The sequence below is a fragment of the Pseudomonas sp. B28(2017) genome (assembly GCF_002113025.1).
Lineage (GTDB): Bacteria > Pseudomonadota > Gammaproteobacteria > Pseudomonadales > Pseudomonadaceae > Aquipseudomonas.
Genome location: NZ_NEJH01000001.1, coordinates 692,474 through 715,388, shown reverse-complemented (window position 1 = coordinate 715,388; position 22,915 = coordinate 692,474). Strand labels below are relative to the sequence as shown.

The window sequence follows — 22,915 nt, the reverse complement described above, 5'->3', positions numbered from 1 at the left end:
TGTCGGCCCCATCGGTCACGCCTCAACAGCTGCCTTCGGATACAGCTGCTCATCGAACTGCGACAGTTTCGGAAAAACCAGCGGTTGATCGTCGCTCAGGTGTTGCAGGCGGCGGCTGTAATCGTCCAGGAAGCCCTTACGCGCTTCGTCGCTGATGTACGGCACATGCCAGGCCACGAACGGCTCCAGCACATCGAACCCGACGTAAGCCAGCGTACCGCGCAGGATCGGACGCAGCATGTCCTCCAGCGGGCCATGAATCGCGCCTTCGCCGAACATGTGCTCACGACCGCCCAGGGTCACCGTCACCAGTGCCTTCTTCCCCGCCAAACCGCCCTGATCATAGAAACGTTTGCCTCCGTAGCAGATGCCCGACACCAGCACCCGGTCGATCCAGCCCTTGAGCATGGCCGGGGCGGAGAACCAGAAGATCGGGAAGTTGAGGATCAGCAGGTCGGCCCACAGCAGTTTGTCCAGTTCACTCTGGATGTCCGGCGCCAGCGACTGGCTCTTCACGCCCAGGCGTTGCTCCAGGGCATAGACCAGGTACTCGGGGTTTTCCCGGTTCGAGAAATCCGCGTCGCTGGCTACCGGGTTCCAGTTCATTTTGTACAGGTCGCTGACCTGCACTTCGTGGCCCTGGGCCTGAAGGGTGACGACAGCCTGGTCCCGCAGGGCGGCGGTAAAGGATTGCGGCTCTGGGTGAGCGTGGACGATCAGTACTTTCATGGGGGTTCCTTAGACTCTTTCCAGCGTATCGGTTGAAGGTGTGGAAGCGCGCGTGGCCAGCAACCGGTCGAGCCAGTCGGGGTCCATTTGCGGTTCGGAAGAAAACAGCAGCCCGGTGTAGTCCTGGTGCGGCGGGGTGAAAATCTGGCTGCGGGAGCCGTGATCAACCACCCTGCCCCGTTGCATGACCAATACCTCATCGGCAATCGCCCGTACAGTAGCGACATCGTGGGTGATGAACAGGTAGGCGACACCCAGTTGTTGCTGGATGCGGTTGAGCAATTTCAGTACGCCTTCAGCCACCAATTGGTCGAGGGCCGAGGTCACTTCGTCGCAGATGATCAGTTGCGGTTCGGCCGCCAGGGCCCTTGCGATGCAGATGCGTTGTTTCTGGCCGCCGGACAGTTCCCGGGGTTGACGATCCATGAAGGTCGCCGGGTCGAGTTCGATCATCTCCAGCAGTTCGGCAACCCGGGCGCGCATGGCCTCGCCCTTGAGGCCCAGATAAAAGGTCAACGGCCGGCCGATGATGTCGACGATGCGTTGCCGCGGATTCAGCGCCGTGTCGGGGATCTGGTAGATCATCTGGATGCGCCGCAGTTGTTCCTTGCTGCGTTGGCGAAAGTCCGCCGGCAAGGGTTCACTGTCGTACAGCACCTGGCCGTAAGTCGGTGGCAGCAAACCGGTGATCAGCCGCGCGGTGGAGCTTTTGCCACTGCCGGACTCGCCAATCACTGCCAGGGTCTGGCCGCGATACAGTTTCAGGGAGACGTCGTGCAGCACCGGTTGCTGGCCGTAACTGGCGCAGCTGTTGCGCAGTTCCAGCAAGGGTTGTTCCTGTTGCGGGCACGCCTTGGGCTCGGTGCGGAAACTGCGTACAGCCCACAGCGATTTGGTGTAGTCCTCCTGCGGATCGCCGAGCATCTGGCGGGTCTCGGCCTCTTCCACCAGTTTGCCGTGGCGCAGCACCATGATGCGGTCGGCCATCTGCGCCACCACCGCCAGGTCGTGGCTGATGTAGATCGCCGCACTGCCATAGGTCGCGACCGCATCGCGGATGGCCGCCAGCACTTCGATCTGGGTGGTGACGTCCAGCGCCGTGGTCGGTTCGTCGAAGATGATCAGGTCCGGGTGGCAGGCCATCGCCATGGCGGTCATCACCCGCTGCAACTGGCCGCCGGACACCTGATGCGGATAACGCTGGCCGATGGTTTCGGGATTGGGCAGACGCAATACCCGATACAATTCCACTGCGTCGCGCATGGCCTGTTCGCAGCTCATGCCGCCGTTTTTCACGGCGGTTTCGACGTGCTGGTCGATCAGTCGGTGGGCCGGGTTGAACGAGGCTGCCGCGCTCTGCGCCACATAGGCAATCCGTAGGCCCCGCAGTTTGCGCAGGGCTTCAGGTTTGGCGTTGAGCAAGTCGATGCCATCGAAGTGCACCGAGCCGCCGGTGATCCGGCAACCGTCGCGGGTATAGCCCATGGCCGACAGGCCGAGGGTCGACTTGCCCGCGCCAGACTCGCCGATCAAGCCCAGCACCTCGCCCCGTTGCAGCGTCAGGTCGATGCCCTTGATCAGCGGATGCCAGGCGTCTTCGTAATGGCCTTCGATGTGCAGGTCGCGAATTTCCAGCAAAGGTTTTGTAGTCGTCATGTTCAGCATTCCTTGAGGCCGCTGGATTTGTGCAGCATCCAGTCGACGACGAAGTTGACGCTGACCGTGATCAAGGCCACGGCCAGGGCGGGCAACAGCGGGCTGATGTCGCCGAAGGTGATCAGCACCGCGTTGTCGCGCACCATGCTGCCCCAGTCGGCGGTCGGCGGCTGGATGCCCAGACCGAGGAACGACAGCGCGCTGATGAACAGGAACACGAAACAGAAACGCAGGCCGAACTCGGCAATCAGCGGCGCCGCCGCGTTGGGCAGCACTTCGCGGGTCACCAGCCACCACAGGCCTTCACCACGCAGGCGTGCGGCTTCGACGAAGTCCTGCACCACCACGTTCATCGCCACGGCACGAGACAGACGAAACACCCTGGTCGCATCCAGCAGCGCAATCACCAACACCAGCGATGTCGCCGTGGTGCCGACCACGCTGAGGATCAGCAAGGCGAAGATCAGTTGCGGAATGGCCATCAGGATGTCCACCACCCGCGACAAGCCCTGATCGACCCAACCACCCTTGATCGCCGCGATCAGGCCGCTCAGGCCACCGAGCAGGAACGCCAGGACGGTGGTGAGGAAGGCAATGCCCAGGGTGTTGCGCGCGCCATAGACCAGGCGGCTGAACATGTCGCGCCCCAGGTTATCGGTGCCCAACAGGAACTGCCCGCCCCAGGGTGCGAAGCCCTCGCCCACCACCTGGGTTTCGCCGAACGGTGCCAATACCGGCGCGAAGATGGCCACCAGCACGTAAAGCAGGATCATCGACAACCCGAACTTGGCGCTCAGCGGCGCCCGCCACACTTGCTTCAACAGGCTCATGGTCTACCCCTTCGGATGCATCAGGCGTGGGTTGCTGGCAATCGACAGCACATCGGCGCTGGTGTTGAGCAGGATGTAGGTCGCGGCGAAGATCAGGCTGCAAGCCTGCACCACCGGGATATCGCGCTTGGCCACCGAGTCCACCAGCAACTGGCCGAGCCCCGGATAGACAAACACCACCTCGACCACCACTACGCCGACCACCAGGTACGCCAGGTTCAGCGCCACCACGTTGACGATGGGGGCCAGGGCGTTGGGCAAGGCGTGGCGGAAGATGATCCGCGACTGGCTGATGCCCTTGAGCCGGGCCATTTCGATGTAGGGGCTGGCCAGCAGGTTGATCAACGAGGCGCGGGTCATGCGCATCATCTGCGCGATCACCACCAGGCTCAGGGTCGCCACCGGCAACACCGAGCGATCCAGTACCGTGCCCAACGAGGCGTCCGGCGCCAGGTTGGAAATGCTCGGGAACCAGTTGAGCTTCACCGCAAACACCAGGATCAGGATGTAGGCAACGAAAAACTCGGGGAACGACACCGCGCTCAGGGCCGAGGTGTTGAGCAACCGGTCGAACCAGCTGTTGCGGTACAACGCCGCGAGCATCCCCAGCAGCAAGGCCAGCGGCACCGACACCAGTGCCGCCAGCAAGGCGAGGCTGAAGGTGTTGCCCAAACGCGCACCCACCAGTTCAGCGATCGGGCGCTGGTTGGCCAGCGACACGCCGAGATCACCTTGCAGAAGGTGCCAGATCCAGTGGCCGAAACGGGTCAACGGCGGCAGGTCCAGACCCAGTTGCGCCCGATACGCCGCCACCGTTTCCGGGGTGGCCGACTGACCGAGCATGGCCTGGGCGATATCGCCCGGGAGCATGCCGACGGCGAGGAAAATGATCACTGATACCGCGAACAGGGACAGCAGGCCCAGTACGAGGCGCTGTCCCAGCAGCTTGAAAATACTTCTCATCGTGCGGTTCCTTGGATTGGGCACGCCTACTCCTGTGGGAGCGTCATTGTTTGATAGACGCCGGCATTACGCCTGCCACCACCGCTCGATCACCCGCAGGCCATCCAGCTCGCCATAGGGCGCCGTCTGCCCGCCGTGAACCACACGGTTGGAACGCGCCGCCACGGAACTGGCGAACAGCGGCACGATCGCCCCGCCCTCGTCCCGGCACAGCGCCTGCATTTCGTTGTACATCTCGCGGCGCAACGGGTCGTTCATCTCGCCGCGAGCGGCGTTGAGCAACTGGTTGAAACGCGGGTTGTCCCAGTGGGTTTCGTTCCACGCCGCGCCCTTGGCGTAGCCGATACTGAACATGCGGTCGGCGGTCAGACTGCTGTACCAGAACGAGGTGGTGAACGGTTGCTTCATCCACACGTTGGAGAAGAAACCATCCGCCGGCTCGCGCACCACGTCGATGTCGATCCCGGCGGCGCGGGCCTGTTCCTTGAACAGCACCGAGGCATCCACGGCACCGGTGTAGGCCGCATCGGAGGCTTGCAGGCGGACCTTGAGCGAATCCAGACCGGCCTTTTTCAGGTAGAAGCGCGACTTGTCCGGATCATAGGTGCGTTGTTCCAGCGCGGTGTTGATGAAGCGGCTGCCGGGCTGGATCGGGTGGTCGTTGCCCACCAGGCCATAGCCGTGCAGCACCGAGGCCAGCAGGGTTTCGCGGTTGATCGCGTGCTTCATCGCCAGGCGCACGTCGTTGTTCAGGAACACCTGGCTGTCGGTGAGCATCGGGAAGGTGTAGTGCTGGGCACCTTTGGTTTCTTCGATGACCAGGTTCGGGTTGCGCTTGAGCAGCGCAACGGTTTTCAGGTCGACTTTGTTGATCACGTCCACTTGCCCGGTGACCAGCGCATTGACCCGTGCCGCACCGTCGGAAATGGCAATCAACTCGGCACTGGCGAAGTGTGCCCGACCCGGTTTCCAGTAATCGGGGCTGCGTTCCAGGGTCATGCGCACGCCCGGTTCGAAGTCCTTGAGGCGATAGCCACCGGTGCCGGCACCGGCCTGCCAGTCAGCCACGCCATCCTTGCTCGGCATGATCGCCAGGTGGTAATCGGCGACCACGTAGGAGAAGTCGGCGTTACCCGAGTGCAGTTCAAACACCACGCTGTCGCTGCCATTGGCGCTGACCGTGGCCACATCGCCCAGCACAGTCTTGGCCGCCGAGGTGGATTTCTCGCCGAGGTGATGCCGGATCGAAGCGACCACGTCGTCGGCGGTCAGGGTCTTGCCGTTGTGGAAGGTCACACCCTGGCGAATCTTGAACGTCCAGACACGCGCGTCGGGGGTCGAGGTCCAGCTTTCGGCCAGTTCGGGAATGGCCGTGCCGTCGACGGCAATTTCGGTCAGGGTGTTATAGACCGCCGAGAAGCCGACGAAGGTGAAGGTGTCGGCCCAGGAGCCCGGGTCCCTGGAGTCGGTGGTGCTGCCACCGGCCAGGCCCAGACGCAATACACCGCCGGGTTTCGGCGTAGCCTCCCCGGCAATGGCGCCAAACGGCAGCCCCAGGGAGAACGCCCCGGCCACCGCCGCAGCCGCAGCGCTGTACTTGAGGAAGTCTCTACGCGGGAAGCTGAATTCATGGTTCGCTTGAGTAATCTTGTTTTTGTTATCGCTCATTGCACTGCCCCTGATCAAACGCTAATGGAATACCAATTCAAAGCCACGCAAAGCACCGGGCCAGGGCCCGGTGCATACAACGTTTGAATCGCCAGGCGTCACACCTGGACCGCCTTCACTTCGACAAACTCATTGAGTCCCTCTTCCCCCCACTCCCGACCATTGCCCGATTGTTTGTAGCCACCGAACGGCGCCTGATAATTGAACGCCGCGCCATTGAGGAAGCACTGGCCGGCCCGCATCTGCCGTCCCAGTTGCAAGGCACGCTCGGCAGTGCCGGCCCAGACGCCGCTGGACAGGCCGAACGGCGAGTCATTGGCGATCTGGATCGCTTGCGCCTCATCGGTGTAGGGAATCAGGCACAGCACCGGGCCGAAGATTTCTTCCTGGGCGATGCGCATGCGGTTGTCGACATCGGCGAACAGTGTCGGGCTGACATAGAATCCGCGCTCGAATGCCGTCGGCGTGTCACCGCCGCACAGCAACCGTGCGCCCTCCTGTTGACCGACCTTGATGTAGTCGAGCACGGTGCGCCGCTGCCCGGCCGAACACATCGGACCGAGGAAGCTTTGCGGGTCGAGAGGATCGCCCATGCGCAGGCTCAAGGTTTCCGCCAGCGCCAGTTCGACGGCCTCGGCGTAGCGGCTGGCCGGCAGCAGCATGCGGGTCAGCGCGGTGCAGGTCTGGCCGGAGTTGATCATCACGTCCTGCACGCCGTAACGCACGGCGGCGGCCAGGTCGGCATCCTCGGCGATCAGCAGCGGCGACTTGCCACCCAGCTCCAGGCACACCCGTTTCACCGAAGGCGCGGCCGCTTGCGCGACCCGCACCCCGGCGCCGGTGGAGCCGGTGAACGACACCATGTCCACGTCCGGGTGTTTGGCCAGCGCTTCGCCGACTTTCGAACCCGGCCCGCTGACCAGGTTGAATACCCCGGCCGGCAAACCGATGTCCTCGATCATCTGCGCCAGCAGGAAGGCGTGCAGCGGCGTGTCCTGGCTCGGCTTGACCACCACCGTGCAACCGGCGGCCAGTGCCGGGGCCAGTTTGCCGATCAACTGGTGCAGCGGATAATTCCACGGATTGATGAACGCGCAGACGCCCACCGCTTCGCGAATGACCAGCGAGTTGCCGACTTCGCGCACTTCGTCCATCAGCCCGGCCAGCTCGACGTACTGCTCAAGGCCGATGATCGGCCCGTCGACCTGCACCGAGCGACACCATTGCACCGGCATGCCCAGTTCAGTGGTGATGACCGAGGCCATCTCATCGGCGCGGGTACGCAATTGCTCGGCCAGGGCGCGAATGTAACCGGCGCGCACACTGGAGGGCGTACGCGACCATGAATCGAATGCCCGGCGGGCCGCCGACACGGCATTGTCGACATCGCGTTCATCGCCCAGCGGCACGCTGCCAGCCACTTGTTCGGTCGCCGGGTTGATCACCTCGGCGATGCCCTGCCCCGACGGTTTCTGCCAGCGGCCATCAATAAACAGTGTCTTGTGATCAAGCATGAACCTGGGCCTCCATCAGTTCTCGGGCACAACGGGCAATGCGCTGGCAGGCGTCGCGCAGCGGTTCGGTATCGACCACCAGACCGAGTCGAATGTGCCCCGCCGCGCTAGGACCAAAGGCCTCGCCAGCCAATACCGACACGCCGTGGCGATCCAGCAGACGGTCGGCAAACGCCTGGGCGCTGAGCCCGGTTTCACGGATGTCGAGCATCACGAACATGCCCCCGTCGGGTTTCAACGGCCGCACCCCGGGGCAATCGACCAGGCTGTCGCACACCAGGTCGCGACGCTGGCGATAGGCTTCGCGCATGGCTTCGAGTTCCGGCAGGTTGCTTTCCAGGGCAATGACCGCAGCGTCCTGAATGAAATCCGGCGAGCCGTAGAGCATGCACAGCGCGAGGTTTTCCAGGTGCGCGGCCAAAGATGGCGGCGCCACCACCCAGCCGACGCGCCAACCGGTCATGGCGTGGGATTTCGACAGACTGTTGAGGGTCGCGGTGCGCTCGGCCATGCCCGGCAGGCTCGCCGGGCTGACGTGTTCACCTTCGAACAGCAATTCGCTGTAGACCTCGTCGGAAATCAGCCACAGGTCGTGGGCGATGCACAACTCAGCCAAAGCCGCCCACGTGCTGCGCGGCAGACTGGCGCCAGACGGGTTGTGCGGACTGTTCAGTGCCAGTGCCCGGGTGCGTGGCGTGATGCGCGCGGCGACATCTTCGGGCAGCACGCGGAAACCGTTTTCCGAGCGCACCGGCACCGGCACCACCACGGCACCGCAAGCACCGAACACCGCTTCGTAGGTGACATACATCGGTTCGGCAACGATCACTTCGTCACCGGGATTGAGTACACATTGGGCTACGCTGAACAGCGCACATTGTGCCCCGGCCAGCACGGTGACCTGATCCGCCGAAACGGCTTGGCCGCTGCGTTGCTGGTGGCGCCTGGCGATGGCTTCACGCAGGGCACGCTTGCCGCGCACCTCGGCATAGTGAGTGTTGCCGCTGCGCAGGCTGTCGATGGCGCCCTGCACGATGGGCTGAGGCGTGTCGAAATCCGGGTCGCCCACGGACAGCAGCAAAATGTCTTCGCCCTGCTCGCGCAGCGCCAGGGCACGATAGTGAATATCCCACGCGGCGGCGCCGTCACCGGCGATACGTTGAGTCAGATCGGAAAAGCGCATGGCTTCATCCCCTTAAAATACCTATCAGTGCGCGCAGGCGTGCTTGAGTTCGATCAGAGTCACGCCGTTACGCTTGAAGCCGTGGCGCAAGTCGGTCTGCAACTCGGCAAGGCTTTGCGGCTGGGTCACGGTGCAGCCGAACGCACGCGCGAGGGCGGCGAAATCCGGGTTGCGCGGCAATACGCCGATGGGCTCGATGTTCAGGCCAAGCATGTCGTCGCGGATCTGCCCCAGCGCGTCGTTGTTCCACAGCAGCACCACCAGCGGGCTGTCAAGTTCCTCGACGGCGGTCGCCAGCTCCTGCGCGGTGTAGAGGAACCCACCGTCGCCCACCAGCACCAGCCCCGGTCGCTGCGGCGCGCCGAACTTGGCGCCGATCCCGGCCGGCAGGCCGTAACCCAGGGTGCCGTAGCCGGTCGGGTGCAACCAGCTGCGGGTGGCGGCGCTGTCAAAGGCGTAGTTACCCGTATACGCAAGCTGGGTCATGTCGGTGCTGATGAACGCGTTGTCTGGCAGCTCCGCAGCAATACGGTCGAGAATCGATTGATGGATGGACTGCAACGGGCCATGGCTGGCCTTGACCGCTTCACGCAGTGTGGCAACCGAGGCAATGGCTGCGCGAGCGTCGCGCACGTCGGACGGCAGGCGCTCGAGCAAACCGCTGAGGGTTTGTTGCGCGTCGCCATGCAACGCCACTGCGCATGGGTAGAAGTCGTTGAACTTGCGCGGGTCGATGTCCACCCGCAGCAGCTCGGCATTGAGTGGCAGGCGTTCGCGCCAGAAATCGGTGTCGGCCATTTCGGTGCCCACCGCCAGCACCACGTCGGCCTCGGCGATGAGCTTCCAACCCGGCTCCACACACAGGGAGGAACCGGCGTTGAGTGGCGCATCCGGCGGCAGCAAGCCCTTGCCGGCGACGCTGGTGAACAGCGGCGCAGCGAGTCGGGTGCTGATGGCTTGCAGCTGCGAAGTGGCATTGAGCGCACCACCACCGGCGATGATCATCGGGCGTTTCGCCCCGTTGAGTTTGGCCACGGCCTGATCGATTGCAGTGGCGGATGCCGGACCACGACCCGGACGACGCACCACTTCGTTGCTCCAGTCACGAGCGATCGGCGCCGACAGCACATCCAGCGGCACCGAGATGTGCACCGGGCGCGGCCGCTCGCTGTCGAACACCGCGTAGGCTCGGGCGATCAGCTCCGGCAAGTCTTCGGCGGTCAGTGCCACTGCGGAGAACGCGGTGATCGGCGCAGTCATTGCGCGCTGGTCCTGACATTCGTGCAGGCTGCCCCAGCCCTTGCCGAGGCTGGCGCTGTGGTTGACGCTGGAAATCACCAGCATCGGAATCGAGTCGGCGTAGGCTTGGCCGATGCCGGTGGCGGCGTTGGTCACGCCCGGGCCGGTGATGATGAAGCACACGCCGGGTTTGCCACTGACCCGGGCGTAGCCGTCGGCCATGAAACTGGCACCCTGTTCATGGCGAGTCAGGACATGGCGAATGCCGCTGCCGGGCAAGCCGCGATACAGCTCCAGGGTGTGGACGCCGGGGATGCCGAACACGGTATCGACGCCGTAGTTGGCCAACAGGCGCACCAGTGCCTGGCCACCGGTCAAGTTTTTGCTTTGCATGTTCATGTCCTCACTCATGGCCGAGGCGAATCAACGCATCGACCGCGGTCGTGCCATGGGCACCGACCAACAATGGGTTCACATCGAGCTCCAGCAATTGCGCGGCGTTTTCGCAGGCGTAGTCGGCCACTGCGCGAATCGCTGCCACCAGGGCGTCCAGGTCAGCCGACTCGCGGCCACGGAAACCTTGCAGCAACGGTGCACTGCGCAGGCTGAGCAAGGCATGGCGGATCGCGCCGTCGGTGGTCGGCAGCAACAGGCTGCGACTGTCCTTGAGCAGCTCGACCAGAATGCCGCCGGCACCGATCACCAGCGCGAGGCCGAAATCGTTTTCGCGCTTGATGCCGACGATCAGCTCAGCCAGTGGCGGCCTGGCCATCGGTTCCAGCAACAGTTGGTCGAACGCTACGCCCGGGGCGTACGCTTTGATGCTGGCGCGCATATTGTCCAGCGCGACACTCAAGGCAGCGTCGTCCTTGAGGTTCAGTGCCACTGCACCGGCCTCGGTCTTGTGCGGCAGCTGTGCGCTGACGGCTTTCAATACCAGCGGATAGCCCAGTGACTCGGCGTCCTTCAGGGCATTCTGCGGGGTGCTCAATACGCCGTTTGGCGTCGGCAGGCCAAAGGCTCGCAAGGCCTGTTTGGAATCCCATTCGTTGAGCAAACGCCCCTCACCGTCCAGCGCTTGCGGACACAGCGGGACCAGCGCCGATTCGCCCAGCGCCAGCAAGGCCTGGCGGTTGCGCTGATAACCGGCGATGCGGCCCCACGCAGCCAGCCCGTCTTCAACACCCTGCAACGCTGCGACACCTTGCGCGTGCAGACGCTCACGGGCATGGGCCGGCAGCAATTCGGGGAAGGCCGATGTCACGAAACCGGTTTTGCCGTGACGCACCAGTGCCGCGCAATACAGTTCCAGCAGCAGGTCGCACTCCTTGCGCTCGCCGGTGAACTCCGACGGATAGTCGAGCACCAGCATCGCCGCGCCGGCTTCGGTGCGCAGTGCGCTGTCGAGCATGCGGTTCAAGGCTTCGCCATCGCCCCAGATGGCCGTGGTGAAATCCAGCGGGTTGACCAGGTTGGCGTAGCTCGGCAGCACCTGGGCCAATTCATCCACCTGACCGTCGTCGAGCTTGGGCAAGCCCAGGTCATTGCGTTCGGCGTAGTCGGCAATCAGCCCGGCGTCACCACCGGAACAGGCCAGCGCAATCAGGCTGTTGCTCGCTGGCAGGTTGCCGCAGGCAGCGGCCTTGAGGGTTTCGACAAAACTCACCGGGCCGCTGACGCGGATCACCCCGAGGCGATCGAACAGCGCGTCGTACAGTGCATCGGAGCCGGACAGCGAACTGGTGTGACTCAAGGCCAGTTCGGCGCCGATCTGCGACACACCGGTTTTCAGGGCAATGATCGGGATGCCTTTCTCCAGCGCCTTGTGCGCGGCGCGGGCGAAACCCGGCACATTTTTCAGGCCTTCGAGGTGCAGGCCGATGGCGGTGACCCGAGGTTCGTCGAGCAACACGTCCATCAGTTCAGCGACACCCAGTTGCGCCTGATTGCCGACCGAGGCCATGTAGGCCACCGGCAGCGAGCGGTCGCTCATGGACAGGTTGTAGGCGAAGTTGCCGCTCTGGGTCAGCACCGCCACGCCCTTCTCCACCGCTTTGCCGCCATGGGCCACCGGCCACAGCGCGCAGCTGTGCAGGTAGTCCAGCAGGCCGTAGCAGTTGGGGCCGAGCAAGGCCATGTCGCCAGCGGCCTTGAGCAATTGCTGTTGCAAGGCCTGGCCTTCGGCGCCAGTTTCGGCGAAACCGGAGGCGTAGCAGATCGCACCGCCCGCGCCGATGGCGGCCAGTTCGGCCACGCAGGTCAGGGTCAGTTCGCGGTTGGTCGCAATAAATACCGCGTCCGGCCCGCATGGCAGGTCGGCAATATTGCGCACACAGGGTACGCCTTCGAGGCTGTCGTGTTGCGGGTTGACCAGCCACATTTGCCCTTGGTAGCCACCCTCGGCACAGCGCTTGAGGGCGCGTGCCATGCTGCGGCCGCCGACAAACGCCACGTGTTGCGGCGCGAGCATGCGTTTGAGGTTGTCACGAATGGTTTGGGTCATGGGAATTCTCCGGACCGATCAGCGCAGCAGCGGCCGCAGCAGCTCGCGGGAAATGATGTGGCGCTGGATTTCCGAGGTGCCTTCCCAGATCCGTTCGATCCGCGCGTTACGCCAGATGCGCTCCACCGGACCTTCGTCCATCAGGCCCATGCCGCCGAAGATCTGCACCGCTTCATCGGCGGTACGGCCGAGCACTTCGCTGGCGAACAGTTTGGCCATCCCGGCCTCGCCATCGGTCATGGTGCCCTGGTCCATTTTCCAGGCGGTGTGCAGGGTCAGCAGTTCGGCGGCGCGGATTTGCGTGGCCATGTCGGCCAATTTGAACGACACGCCCTGGTAGGTGCCAATCGGCTGGCCGAACTGTTTACGGTCTGCCGCCCATTGCAAGGACACGTCCAGCGCGCGCTGGGCCTGACCGACGCAGTTGGCCGCGACCATCACGCGCCCGGCAGTCAGCCAGGCGTTGGCCACGTCCCAGCCCTTGCCGACTTCGCCCAGCACTTTGCTGGCCGGCACGCGGCAGTCGTCGAAGAACATTTCGAAGGTGTGATAACCGCGGTTGCTCACGCACTTCGGCCCACGGCGGATGGTCATGCCCGGGGTGTTGCGGTCGACCAGGAACGAGGTCACGGCATTGCGCTTCTTGCCATTGTGCTCGTAGGTGTCGGTCACGGCGAAGACGATGGCGAAGTCGGCATGGCCGGCGTGGCTGATGAAATGCTTGCTGCCGTTGAGAATGAAGTCGTCGCCCTCACGCACGGCGCGGGTCTTGATCGCATTGGCATCGGAGCCGGCACCCGGCTCGGTCAACGCGAAGCAGTCGATCTTCTCGCCCTGAATGCACGGCAACAGGTAGTCGTTGATCTGCTCGCCGGTGCAGGCCATGAGGATTTTCGAGGGACGCGCGACGAACACGTGCAGCGCCCAGGACACTTTGGACAGTTCACGTTCGATCAACGCCTGGGACAGGTAATCCAGGCCGCCACCGCCCACTTCTTCCGGCATGTTGAAGGCGTAGAACCCGGCGGCAATCGCCTTGCCGCGAATCTGCGCCGCCAGTTCCGGGGACACCTCGTCGGCGCGGTCGACTTGCTCTTCATAGGGCAGCAGTTCCTTCTCGACGAAGCTGCGTACCGAGTCGACCAACATTTCTTGTTCTTGGGTCAGTTGGAAATTCATGGTGCTACCTGTTGTTCGTGTGCTGATAGAGGTGTGCAAAACGTTCGCAATTAGCGGCCGATGAAGCGTGCCGGGCGTTTTTCCATGGCGGCGCGCAGGGCTTCGTTGCCGTCCTCGCTGCGACCGCAGAGCAGGCCCGCGGCGAGCTCGGCTTGCAGTTGTTCCGCCAGGCTGCGTTCTGCGCCTTCACGCATGAGTTTTTTGGTCTGGGCGAAGGCAAAGGTCGGGCCGGCGGCCAAGCGTGCGGCCAGTTCGCTGGCTACGGTCAGCAACTGCTCGTCGGTGCAAACTTCGCCGACCAGACCGGCGGCCAGGGCACGCTCGGCGCCCCACAATTCATCGAGAAACAGCAAGCGCTTGGCCTGTTCGCTGCCGATCAGGCGCGGCAGGTGCCAACTGGCGCCCGCATCCGGCGAATACGCCATGCTGGTGTAGCCGGCCTTGAAGCGTGCCGATTGCCCGGCGATGCGTAGGTCGCAGCACAGGGTCAGGTCCATCCCGGCGCCGACGGCAGTACCGTTGATGGCAGCGATGGTGGGTTTTTCCAGGCTGTGCAGCCGGGTCATCAAGGCGTGGGCGGTTTCGGTCCAGCCATAGGTTTCCAGTGCGCCCCGGGCTTCGGCATCGGCCCACTCGTCGAGGTCGGCGCCGGCACAGAAGCTGCGGCCGCTACCGGTCAAGACCACCACGCGCACCGCTGGATCGGCGTTGAAAGCGTTGAGCAGGGCGTGCAGGTTTTTCAGCGTCGGAATGTCCAGCGCATTGCGCTGGGCAGTGCGATTGAGGGTGATCCAGGCAACGCCTGCTTCGACCTGGCTGAGCAGCGACGATTGAGTGGTCATGGGAATCCTCGAATTATTCTGTTTGGTCTGAGGTGATGCGACTTGAGGCCATACTAAACGAGTGTTCAGTAAGGCGGCAATTGGGAAGGAAATGGGCTGTAACAAGCTCTAAAACTCTATAACACATTGTTTTTATTGAATTATTTATAGATACGCGAGCGTGAGCCGTTGGCGCTGTTACAACTTCGAACAACTGCCCACAGAGCACCGCAAAAACAACTGTGGGAGCGAGCCTGCTCACGAAGACGGCTTCACGTTCAACATCTCTGTTGACGGATGAACCGCTTTCGCGAGCAGGCTCGCTCCCACAGGTTTAAGCTGGGCAGGTAATTACACAGTCGGCAAGCTCGATGCCAGCACCGCATCACGCTTGCGATGAATCAGGAAGTACGCGCCATAGCACAGCGCAATGAAGCCAAAGCCCCAATACAGCGACGGACGCTGGGTTTCATCCAGGGCCAGGAACACGAACAGCGAGCAGCACAGCGTGATGCACATCAGCGGCAGTACCGGGAACCAGGGTGCGCGGTACTTCAGGTCGCTGAGTTTGCCGCCGTCACGCAAGTACGCCTTGCGGAACTTGTACTGCGCCAGCGCAATGACAATCCAGGTCACGGTGCCGGACATGCCGCTCACGGCCATCAACACCATGAACAAGGTATCGGCGGCGACGAAGCTGGTCATCAGCGACACCAGTGCGAAGCACAAGGTGATGCTCAAGGCACGCAGCGGCACACCACGCTTGCTCAATGGCGACAGGCTTTTCGGCGCCATGCCGGTTTTCGACATTGCCCACAGGATGCGCGTCGAGGCATACAGGCCGGAGTTGCCCACCGACAGGATCGCGGTGAGGATCACGAAGTTCATCAGGTCGGCAGCGTAGGGAATGCCCACCATGTCGAACACCTGCACGAACGGGCTTTCCATCAGACCCGCCTGCTGCCATGGCACGATGGCCGACAGCACGACAATCGCCAGCACGTAGAAGATCAGCACGCGGAACACCACGTTGCGCACGGCGCGGGGAATGCTCTTTTCCGGCTGGTCGGTTTCACCGGCGGCCACGCCCATGATCTCGCAACCCTGGAACGCGTAGACCACGGTCATCATCACCGCGAACACGGCTGACAGGCCGTTGGGGAACAGCGAGTCGCCGATCAGGTTGGTCGCCATCGGTGCCGGTGCACCGCTGCTCAGGGGCATCACGCCGAAGATCACCAGCACACCGACCACGATGAAACCGAGAATGGCCGCGACCTTGATCCCCGAGAACCAGTATTCGGCTTCACCGAACGCGCGGGTCGCCAGGGCGTTGATGCCGAACAGCACCACCACGAACAGCGCCGACCAGTACCAGATCGGCACATGCGGGAACCAGCGCGTCATCAGCATGCCGGCGGCGGTGAACTCCAGTCCGACAGTGGTGGCCCAGCTCATCCAGTACACCCAACCGATCATGAACCCCGTGGCCGGGCCGATGTATTTAGTGGCGTGGGCCTGGAACGAACCGGACACCGGCATCTGTACCGACAGCTCGCCCAGGCAGACCATCACCAGGTACATCAGGAAACCCGCGACCAGGTAAGCCAGGATCGCCCCCATCGGGCCGCCCTGGTTGATGGTCACGCCGGAACCCATGAACAGTCCGGTGCCAATGACGCCGCCCAGGGACAGCATGAAAATGTGCCGACTTTTCAGGGCACGGGTCAGCTGGATGCCTTTATGACCCGTGCTGCGATCAGTGTTTTCGTTCATGTCGGCACCTCAGCAGTCAGTGAGGTGTACAGCGCGCGACAGGACGTCACGGCGCAGGGTGGGATCAGCTTTACGGCAATTCATTATTATTATCTCCAATAAGCTTCGAAGACCGCGCTGTGGCGGTTGCGTCGATTATTGGAAAGCCATGTAAGTTCGCGTTGACCGTAAAGATCGAAGTTGTAGAAAGTCGTAACAAACTTGTACGTCAGCTCTGCAACAGGCCTTTCAGGGTGGTCAGTGCGTGCTGCAATTGTTCATCCAGCGCGGGGGTCATGCGATGGATCGCCGATTCATCGTTGACCAGGGCCAACGTCTCCAGCGCTCTCAGCGTCGTGGCCAGTGAGCGAAAGCCCAGCGAATCACAGCTACCGGCCAGACGGTGAGCCAGTTGCGCGACCTCTGTGCAGTCGTCAGCGACAATGGCTTCATGCAGCGCATCGCGGTGCTGAAGAATCGAGTCACGCAGTACTGCCAGCAGGCCCTGGACCTTTTGCTCGCCGAGCAAGTTGCGATGGGTCTGCAACAGCGACCAGTCCATCGTCTCGTCATGCAGGAGCGACTCGGCGACGGGTGTGTGCCCTTCCAGCACCTGGCGCAGGTTATCCAGCTTCAAGGGCTTGGCCAGGATGCCGTCCATGCCGGCCTCCAGATAACCGCGCACCAGCGCCGGTTGCACGCTGGCGGTCAGGGCGAAAATGCGGGTATGGCGGTTCGGCCCGTCGCTGTGGCGGATCTGTCGGCATAACTCGACTCCGCTGATGCCCGGCAGATGCACGTCCAGCAACAGCAGATCGAAAACCTGCGCGGCACAATGTTCCAGCGCCTGTTGCGCCTCTTCGGCCAGCCACACTCGGTGGCCGTCCCGTTGCAGCAGGCCCATGGCCACTTCGCGATTGAGCGCCACGTCCTCGACCACCAGGATATTCAGGGCCGGCCCCACCGTGGGAGCCGGCGCTACTGCCACCACAGCACTGGCCGGCTGCAGGCAAAGCTCGAACCAGAAGCAACTGCCGCGCCCCACCTCACTGTCCACGCCGATGCAGCCACCCATCTGCTCCACCAGATGTTTGCAGATCGCCAGTCCCAACCCGGTCCCGCCAAAACGTTGCGCGACTTCTTCGCTGGCCTGGGTGAAGCGCTCGAAAATCTTCGCCTGCATCGCCGGGGCAATGCCGATGCCGTCGTCAGTGACACTGACCCGCAGGCGCTGCCCGGTCTGTTCGCCCGCTTCGGCGAGCAGCATCACTTCGACGCTGACTTCGCCGCCTTCGGTGAACTTGATCGCGTTGGCCAGCAGGTTGCTCAGCACCTGACGCAGGAACTGCTCGGCACCGTGGTGATGCTCGGCAATGCGTTGATCGACCCGACAACTGAGGATCGTGTCGTTGTTCAGCGCTCGCGGCTCCAACAGTGTCAGCACCTCGTCGAGCAACTGGCGCAGCGAAAAATCCACCGGTTCGGGATGGCTGACGCCCTCCTCCAGTCTGGCGAAATACAGCACTTCGTTGAGGATCGTCAGCAAGCCTTCGCCAGCCTTGTGCAAGGCATCCAGACGTTTACCGTCCTGTGCATCCAGACGTGCTCCGCGCAACAGTTCGGCCATGCCGAGGATGCCATTGAGGGGCGTTCGCAGTTCGTGGCTCATGGTCGCCAGAAACCGCGATTTGGCGAGGTTGGCCGCTTCCGCTTCATCCTTGGCCCGCATCAGGCTGGCGGTACGGCGCTCGACCATCTTCAGCAGTTCGTCACGGTTGTCCTGCAAGGCCAGGCGATCGCTTTCCCGGCGCTCGATGTCTCGCAGGATCGACCGGCGCATGTCATCCAGTGCGTGGGCCACAGTATCGATTTCGTCACTGCCGCGTCGCTTGTCCAGGTGCAAGGGTTCCTGCCATTCACCGGCGGCGATGCGCCGGGCAAACTCGGCCATGACTTTCAGGTGCCGGGTCACCAGTCGATAAAACAATCCCGACAGCGCCACGGCCAGGCCGCAGAGAAACACTGCCATCCACAACAGGCTGGTCAACCCGGTGGCGTAGAGACGCTGGTACACCGCCCCCAGATCCGTGCTCACTTCCAGTTCGCCAAGGTTGCGCAACGGGCCGGACGGCGGCTGATAGTCCAGGGCGAACCGCTCGATGCGCAGCGGTCCCGCAGGGTCTGGATTGCCCTGTATCAGGTCGAAATCGGCGCTGATCAAATGCACCCGCGCGACGTCGGAGAAGTCCACCAGTCCGCGCAACTGCACGTTCAACTGTTCCTGGTTCAAGTCCCAAAGGCTGCGTTCCAGGCTCGCCAGGTAGCCGGCGCGGATCAGCTCCATGCGTGAATCGATGTCGCGCATTTCCCGTCGATACTCGATGTACAGTTGCACGCTGCTGGCCAGCACGGTGAAGCACAGGCTGAACAACAGAATGAACAGCAGCAGCCGTCGCAGCAATCCACCGGGACGGGCGCGAATCATTGCGCATCCGCCGGCAGGTTGATCATGTCGCGGTAGGTCACCTCGCTTTCGTTGAGCCAGCGCTCGATGTCACCGGCATCGACCATGTGCTGCAACTGTGCATTGATCTCGGGCATGCGCAGGGCCAATGGCGAGCGCCGTGACACGGCGACCCGCAGGTAGTCCACGTTCAACGCCTTGGGCAAGGCGACGATGTCCTGGCCACCGGGCAGGTTTTCCACGTACAACTGGCCGGTGCGCCGTTCCTGGGTGATGAAATCGATGCGCCCGCGAATCAGCTTGCCGAAGTTCTGATGGCTGTCGGAAACCCATTCGATGTTGTTGTTGCGCGCGACCATGCGATCGAACGCCACGCCGTAGCTCTCGCCGAACAACAGGCCGCCACGGTAATGGGCGAGGTCGTCCAGTTGTTCGAATTTCACCGGGTGCTGACGGTTGATGAACAGCGCCACTTCTTCGCGCAATACCGGCACCGTCGAGAACAGCATGCTTTGTTCCCGCTGTGCGGTGCTGTAGGCCAGCACCACATCGACCCGGCCTTCGGCGGCGTCCAACAGGCAACGTTTCCAGTTGCCCAGCACGACAATCTCGACCTCATACCCCAATTGGCCGAACAAGTGCTTCACCACGCTGGGCGCCAGGCCGCGCACCTGCTTGCCGTCGCTCCAGGAGATCGGCGGGTACACCGGGTAATCGCAATAGCGAACCTTGTCCGCCGCGACGGCATGGCCGGCTACAAACACCGCCAGCAGGCAAAGCCAACGCGTCATCAGGTTCAGGCCGCCACACCGGCGGTGAACAGGTAACCGGCGCCGTGAATGGTGATGATCAACTGCGGTTCGGCCGGATCGTCGTGCAACTTGCGACGCAGACGCCCGACCAGCACGTCGATGGAGCGGTCGTTGGGCACCCATTCGCGGTTGCGGATCTGGTCCATCAACTGGTCGCGGCTGAGGGTGTGGCCGCTGTTGCGCAGGAACACGCTGAGCAACTGGTATTCGCCGTGGGTCAACAGTGTTTCACTGCCGGACGCATCGATCAGCCGACGGCGGTCGGTGTCCAGCGACCAGTCGGCGAATTGCTTGACCGGTTTGGCCGCCGCGACGGCCGGTTGTGGCGTTTGCGCATGACGTACCCGGCGAATCAGGTTTTTCGCCCGGGACACCAGTTCCCTTGGATTGAGGGGTTTGATCACGTAGTCATCGGCGCCGCATTCGAGGCCGACGATGCGGTCGATTTCGTCGTTGCGCCCGGTGATCAGGATGATCCCGACTTCCGAGCGCACCCGCAGCTCGCGGGTCAGGGTCAGGCCGTCCTTGCCCGGCAGGCGGATGTCGAGCATCACCAGGTCCACGGTCTGGCTGGCCAGGAAAGTTTCCGCCAGTTCCGCCGTGGCGGCGCAATGGACGTCGTAGCCTTCCTGAGACAGGTAGGCGTGCAGCAGATCGCGAATCAGCGGATCGTCATCGACGATCAATACCCGAGGAGTCATCGCTTGGTGTCCGGCTCAGGCCCGAAGGCCAGTTTCTTATTAGAGTGTTTTCCCGCATCGGCGCCAGAGAGTATCCATTGCTGAACGACTGATCAACAGTCGCTCGTCTGCAGGCAAAAACGCTGGCGACCACCGGCCTGCAAACCATCGACCCAGGCCTCGCAAATCTGGATGCCCTGCTCCGGGGTGAAGGTGCCGGGGTTCAGCCCGGACTCCAGCCACAAGCCGTCGAGCAATGCGCTGAGGCTGATGGCGGCAAGGTCGGCGTCGAAGCTTTCCCAGCCCTCCTCCTGGGCCAGTTCCGCCAGCACCTTGCGCAGGATGCCGCGATACTCGCCATAGGAATGATCGTGGGCCTGGTTGATGGCCTCGGCGGTTTTCACCGCGCCCCAGAATGCCAGCCATGCATCGATCAGTTGTGGATCGAGCAATTCGGCGGAAAACGAACCGCGGAAAAATGCCGACAAGCGCTCTCGGGCATTCGGCGCGGCTTGCTCCATGGCGTCGCGCAACAAGGTCATGACCCGCCCGGTGATCGCCATGTAGGCCTCGGCCACCAGTTCATCCTTGCCGGAATAGTGATGGCTGATCAGCCCCACCGAGACCCCGGCCTCGGCGGAAATCTTGCGGATCGACGCGCCCTGGAAGCCATGACGTTTGAGGCACACCAGCGTCGCCTCGATCAGGTTGGCTTTGCGCAACTCCGGTTCCATGCGGGAAAAACGGGCTTCCTGATTCATGGGCGACACGCTCCTTGGTTCAATCGTTCAAGCCCACACGAATAAGCGGCGAGCTGAACGACTGTACAGCAAGAGCGGGCAGTTTCTCTAGTCACCTGCCTGATAGACCGTACTGCACCCTTCGCGAGCAGGCTCGCTCCCACAGTGGATTTCGGTTATTCGCAGATTTTGAGTACCCCCGTTAAACCTGTGGGAGCGAGCCTGCTCGCGAAGGCGTCAGCCGATTCAACACAGGATCCCAATCAATCGCGATAACCCGGCGCCACCCGCTCCAGCATTCGCAGCAACGCCGCCCAAGCCAGTTGCATGGCATCCGGGTCAGCAAGCTCACCCTCCTCCAGCGGCCGCCCCGGGTCGTTGAACTGGCGCTCGGTGTGCGCGCAAACCTCTGCCGGTGGCAGCACGATCCTCCCGCCGCCATGGCTGCCAACTGGATTTCACAGGCCTTTTCCAGGTAGTACATGCGCAGGAACGCCTGGCTCACCGTCTCGCCGACGGTCAGCAACCCATGATTGCGCAGCATCAGTACCGATTTGTCGCCCAGGTCCGCCACCAGCCGCTGTTGCTCGCTCAGGTCCAGCGCCACACCTTCGTAGTCGTGGTACGCGACGCGGCCATGGAACTCCATGGAAATCTGATTGACCGGCAACAACCCGCACTTCAACGCCGCCACCGCGCACCCGGATTTGGTGTGGGTGTGCAGCACGCATTGCGCATCTTCACGGGCGCCGTGGATGGCGCTGTGAATCACGAACCCGGCCGGGTTGACCGGGTACGGCGATGGCTCCACGGCGCGGCCATCGAGGTCGATTTTGACCAGGTTGGACGCGGTGATCTCGTCGAACATCAGCCCGTAAGGGTTGATCAGAAAGTGATGCTCCGGCCCTGGAATGCGCACCGAGATGTGGGTGAAGATCAGGTCGGTCATGCGAAAGTGCGCAATCAGGCGGTAACAGGCCGCCAATTCCTCACGCAGGCGCTGCTCGATTGCACTGCGCTCAGGGGCCAGGTGGCTGGCAATTTTGTTCATTGTTCTGGTTCTCCAGGCTGATCGGCTGGGCAGACAGTAAGGCTGGACGCTTCGACACGTCCAGCCATCCGCGTTTATTTGCTGGCCCAGGCATTGAAGCGCTCTTCGAGCTCTTCACCATGATCGACCCAGAAACCGACATTCATCGACAGCGCACCCTTGAGGTTCTGCGGCGCAGTGGGCACCCATTGCGCCAGTTTGTCGTCCAGTCGTGCGGCGGCCTGGATATTGGTCGGACCGTAAGGGATCTGCTGCACATAGTTGACCTGGGCGTCCGGCTGATTGGCGAACGCAATGAAACGCTTGGCCTGATCCACGTGCCTGGAGCCTTTGATGATTGCCCAGTAATCCATGCCGTACAGGCTGCCGGGCCAGACCAGGCCGAGGTGACTGCCTTTCTGCGCGGCGTCGGCGATGCGTCCGCTGTAGGTCGAGGTCATCACCACATCGCCGGCGGTCAGCCACTGTGGCGGTTGCGCCCCGGCTTCCCACCACTGGATGTATGGCTTGAGCTCAGTGAGTTTGGCAAATGCCCGATCCACGCCTTGCGGGGTGCCGAGCACCTTGTAGACATCTTCGGTTTTCACGCCGTCCGCCAGCAGGGCGAACTCCAGGTTGTACACCGCGCGTTTGCGCAGCCCGCGTTTACCGGGGGTTTTCTTCACGTCCCAAAAGTCTGCCCACGAGGTCGGGGCCTGGGCCAGTTTGTCGGTGTCGTAGGCAATCGCCACGCTCCACACCAGCGCGGCGGAACCGCATTCCTGTGCCGCTTCGGGGATCAACTGGTCGGCGTGCCCCAGGCGCGCCCAGTCCAGGCGCTCGTACATGCCCTCTTCGCAGCCGCGCATCAAGTCCGGGCCTTCGATCTGCACCACGTCCCAATCGACATTGCCGGTGTCGACCATCACTTTGATCCTGGCCATCTCACCGTTGTATTCGCTCTGGATCACCTTGCTTTGATCCACGGCGGCGAACGGTTGAAAGAACGCCACGTCCTGGGCTTTTTGTCCGGCTCCGCCGTAACCGACTACCACCATGTCCGATGCTGCCTGGGCACTGCCCAAGCCCATGGCCACGGACAACACCAAGGGATAAAAACCGTGCTTGAGCGTATTCGATATCATCAGT

General features: G+C 62.8%; 17 protein-coding genes and 1 pseudogene. All 18 read right to left on the bottom strand.

Annotated features, from left to right (window positions below):
* Positions 1-15: 15 nt before the first annotated feature.
* Positions 16-729 (bottom strand): NAD(P)H-dependent oxidoreductase, encoded by a 714-nt coding sequence (locus tag CAF65_RS03255; RefSeq protein WP_085714995.1) that lies wholly within the window; start codon positions 727-729, stop codon positions 16-18.
* A gap of 9 nt (positions 730-738) precedes the next feature.
* Positions 739-2,385, bottom strand: coding sequence for an ABC transporter ATP-binding protein (locus tag CAF65_RS03250; protein WP_143492066.1), 1,647 nt, complete (start codon positions 2,383-2,385; stop codon positions 739-741).
* Positions 2,386-2,387: 2 nt separating this feature from the next.
* On the bottom strand, positions 2,388-3,215 hold the full coding sequence (locus CAF65_RS03245; RefSeq protein ID WP_085714993.1) for an ABC transporter permease: 828 nt from the start codon (positions 3,213-3,215) through the stop codon (positions 2,388-2,390).
* A 3-nt stretch (positions 3,216-3,218) separates the two neighbouring features.
* Positions 3,219-4,178, bottom strand: a complete 960-nt coding sequence (locus CAF65_RS03240) for an ABC transporter permease (RefSeq protein ID WP_085714992.1) — start codon at positions 4,176-4,178, stop codon at positions 3,219-3,221.
* A 66-nt stretch (positions 4,179-4,244) separates the two neighbouring features.
* The gene (locus CAF65_RS03235; RefSeq protein ID WP_085714991.1) at positions 4,245-5,846 is read right to left on the bottom strand and encodes an ABC transporter substrate-binding protein; all 1,602 of its coding nucleotides are present in this window, start codon (positions 5,844-5,846) and stop codon (positions 4,245-4,247) included.
* 98 nt (positions 5,847-5,944) lie between these two features.
* On the bottom strand, positions 5,945-7,360 hold the full coding sequence (locus CAF65_RS03230; protein WP_085714990.1) for an aldehyde dehydrogenase family protein: 1,416 nt from the start codon (positions 7,358-7,360) through the stop codon (positions 5,945-5,947).
* A complete protein-coding gene (locus CAF65_RS03225; RefSeq protein WP_085714989.1) occupies positions 7,353-8,543 on the bottom strand; it encodes a pyridoxal phosphate-dependent aminotransferase in 1,191 nt (396 codons plus the stop codon). Before CAF65_RS03225 ends, CAF65_RS03230 begins: the two co-directional genes overlap by 8 nt.
* A 24-nt stretch (positions 8,544-8,567) precedes the next feature.
* Positions 8,568-10,175 (bottom strand): 5-guanidino-2-oxopentanoate decarboxylase, encoded by a 1,608-nt coding sequence (locus CAF65_RS03220; protein ID WP_085715233.1) that lies wholly within the window; start codon positions 10,173-10,175, stop codon positions 8,568-8,570.
* Positions 10,176-10,185: 10 nt separating this feature from the next.
* Positions 10,186-12,285 (bottom strand): acetate--CoA ligase family protein, encoded by a 2,100-nt coding sequence (locus CAF65_RS03215; RefSeq protein ID WP_085714988.1) that lies wholly within the window; start codon positions 12,283-12,285, stop codon positions 10,186-10,188.
* 18 nt (positions 12,286-12,303) lie between these two features.
* The gene (locus CAF65_RS03210) at positions 12,304-13,464 is read right to left on the bottom strand and encodes an acyl-CoA dehydrogenase family protein (protein ID WP_007974349.1); all 1,161 of its coding nucleotides are present in this window, start codon (positions 13,462-13,464) and stop codon (positions 12,304-12,306) included.
* A gap of 50 nt (positions 13,465-13,514) precedes the next feature.
* Positions 13,515-14,306 (bottom strand): enoyl-CoA hydratase/isomerase family protein, encoded by a 792-nt coding sequence (locus CAF65_RS03205; protein ID WP_085714987.1) that lies wholly within the window; start codon positions 14,304-14,306, stop codon positions 13,515-13,517.
* 330 nt (positions 14,307-14,636) lie between these two features.
* Positions 14,637-16,061, bottom strand: a complete 1,425-nt coding sequence (locus tag CAF65_RS03200; protein WP_085714986.1) for an amino acid permease — start codon at positions 16,059-16,061, stop codon at positions 14,637-14,639.
* Between the two features lie 208 nt (positions 16,062-16,269).
* A complete protein-coding gene (locus CAF65_RS03195; protein ID WP_085714985.1) occupies positions 16,270-18,525 on the bottom strand; it encodes an ATP-binding protein in 2,256 nt (751 codons plus the stop codon).
* Positions 18,522-19,295 carry an ABC transporter substrate-binding protein gene (locus tag CAF65_RS03190; RefSeq protein ID WP_085714984.1) on the bottom strand — a complete coding sequence of 258 codons (774 nt, stop codon included), beginning with the start codon at positions 19,293-19,295 and terminating at the stop codon, positions 18,522-18,524. The genes CAF65_RS03195 and CAF65_RS03190 overlap by 4 nt, the downstream gene beginning before the upstream one ends.
* Before the next feature lie 5 nt (positions 19,296-19,300).
* Entirely contained in the window at positions 19,301-20,017 is a 717-nt protein-coding gene (locus CAF65_RS03185) for a response regulator (protein ID WP_085714983.1), read from the bottom strand.
* Positions 20,018-20,109: 92 nt separating this feature from the next.
* The gene (locus tag CAF65_RS03180) at positions 20,110-20,757 is read right to left on the bottom strand and encodes a TetR family transcriptional regulator C-terminal domain-containing protein (protein ID WP_008021572.1); all 648 of its coding nucleotides are present in this window, start codon (positions 20,755-20,757) and stop codon (positions 20,110-20,112) included.
* A 242-nt stretch (positions 20,758-20,999) separates the two neighbouring features.
* Positions 21,000-21,787 (bottom strand): annotated as a pseudogene (locus tag CAF65_RS03175) (class II aldolase/adducin family protein).
* Between the two features lie 74 nt (positions 21,788-21,861).
* Positions 21,862-22,911 (bottom strand): ABC transporter substrate-binding protein, encoded by a 1,050-nt coding sequence (locus tag CAF65_RS03170; protein ID WP_085714982.1) that lies wholly within the window; start codon positions 22,909-22,911, stop codon positions 21,862-21,864.
* Between the last annotated feature and the right edge of the window lie 4 nt (positions 22,912-22,915).

Excerpts from the sequence above, each read along its gene's own strand:
- CAF65_RS03245 (WP_085714993.1), bottom strand. The coding sequence starts at position 3,215 with ATGAGCCTGTTGAAGCAAGTGTGGCGGGCGCCGCTGAGCGCCAAGTTC.
- CAF65_RS03220 (WP_085715233.1), bottom strand. The coding sequence starts at position 10,175 with ATGCAAAGCAAAAACTTGACCGGTGGCCAGGCACTGGTGCGCCTGTTG.
- CAF65_RS03195 (WP_085714985.1), bottom strand. The coding sequence starts at position 18,525 with ATGATTCGCGCCCGTCCCGGTGGATTGCTGCGACGGCTGCTGCTGTTC.
- CAF65_RS03230 (WP_085714990.1), bottom strand. The coding sequence starts at position 7,360 with ATGCTTGATCACAAGACACTGTTTATTGATGGCCGCTGGCAGAAACCG.
- CAF65_RS03240 (WP_085714992.1), bottom strand. The coding sequence starts at position 4,178 with ATGAGAAGTATTTTCAAGCTGCTGGGACAGCGCCTCGTACTGGGCCTG.
- CAF65_RS03200 (WP_085714986.1), bottom strand. The coding sequence starts at position 16,061 with ATGAACGAAAACACTGATCGCAGCACGGGTCATAAAGGCATCCAGCTG.
- CAF65_RS03190 (WP_085714984.1), bottom strand. The coding sequence starts at position 19,295 with ATGACGCGTTGGCTTTGCCTGCTGGCGGTGTTTGTAGCCGGCCATGCC.
- CAF65_RS03215 (WP_085714988.1), bottom strand. The coding sequence starts at position 12,285 with ATGACCCAAACCATTCGTGACAACCTCAAACGCATGCTCGCGCCGCAA.
- CAF65_RS03225 (WP_085714989.1), bottom strand. The coding sequence starts at position 8,543 with ATGCGCTTTTCCGATCTGACTCAACGTATCGCCGGTGACGGCGCCGCC.
- CAF65_RS03170 (WP_085714982.1), bottom strand. The coding sequence starts at position 22,911 with ATGATATCGAATACGCTCAAGCACGGTTTTTATCCCTTGGTGTTGTCC.
- CAF65_RS03210 (WP_007974349.1), bottom strand. The coding sequence starts at position 13,464 with ATGAATTTCCAACTGACCCAAGAACAAGAAATGTTGGTCGACTCGGTA.
- CAF65_RS03180 (WP_008021572.1), bottom strand. The coding sequence starts at position 20,757 with ATGAATCAGGAAGCCCGTTTTTCCCGCATGGAACCGGAGTTGCGCAAA.
- CAF65_RS03185 (WP_085714983.1), bottom strand. The coding sequence starts at position 20,017 with ATGACTCCTCGGGTATTGATCGTCGATGACGATCCGCTGATTCGCGAT.
- CAF65_RS03250 (WP_143492066.1), bottom strand. The coding sequence starts at position 2,385 with ATGACGACTACAAAACCTTTGCTGGAAATTCGCGACCTGCACATCGAA.
- CAF65_RS03235 (WP_085714991.1), bottom strand. The coding sequence starts at position 5,846 with ATGAGCGATAACAAAAACAAGATTACTCAAGCGAACCATGAATTCAGC.
- CAF65_RS03255 (WP_085714995.1), bottom strand. The coding sequence starts at position 729 with ATGAAAGTACTGATCGTCCACGCTCACCCAGAGCCGCAATCCTTTACC.
- CAF65_RS03205 (WP_085714987.1), bottom strand. The coding sequence starts at position 14,306 with ATGACCACTCAATCGTCGCTGCTCAGCCAGGTCGAAGCAGGCGTTGCC.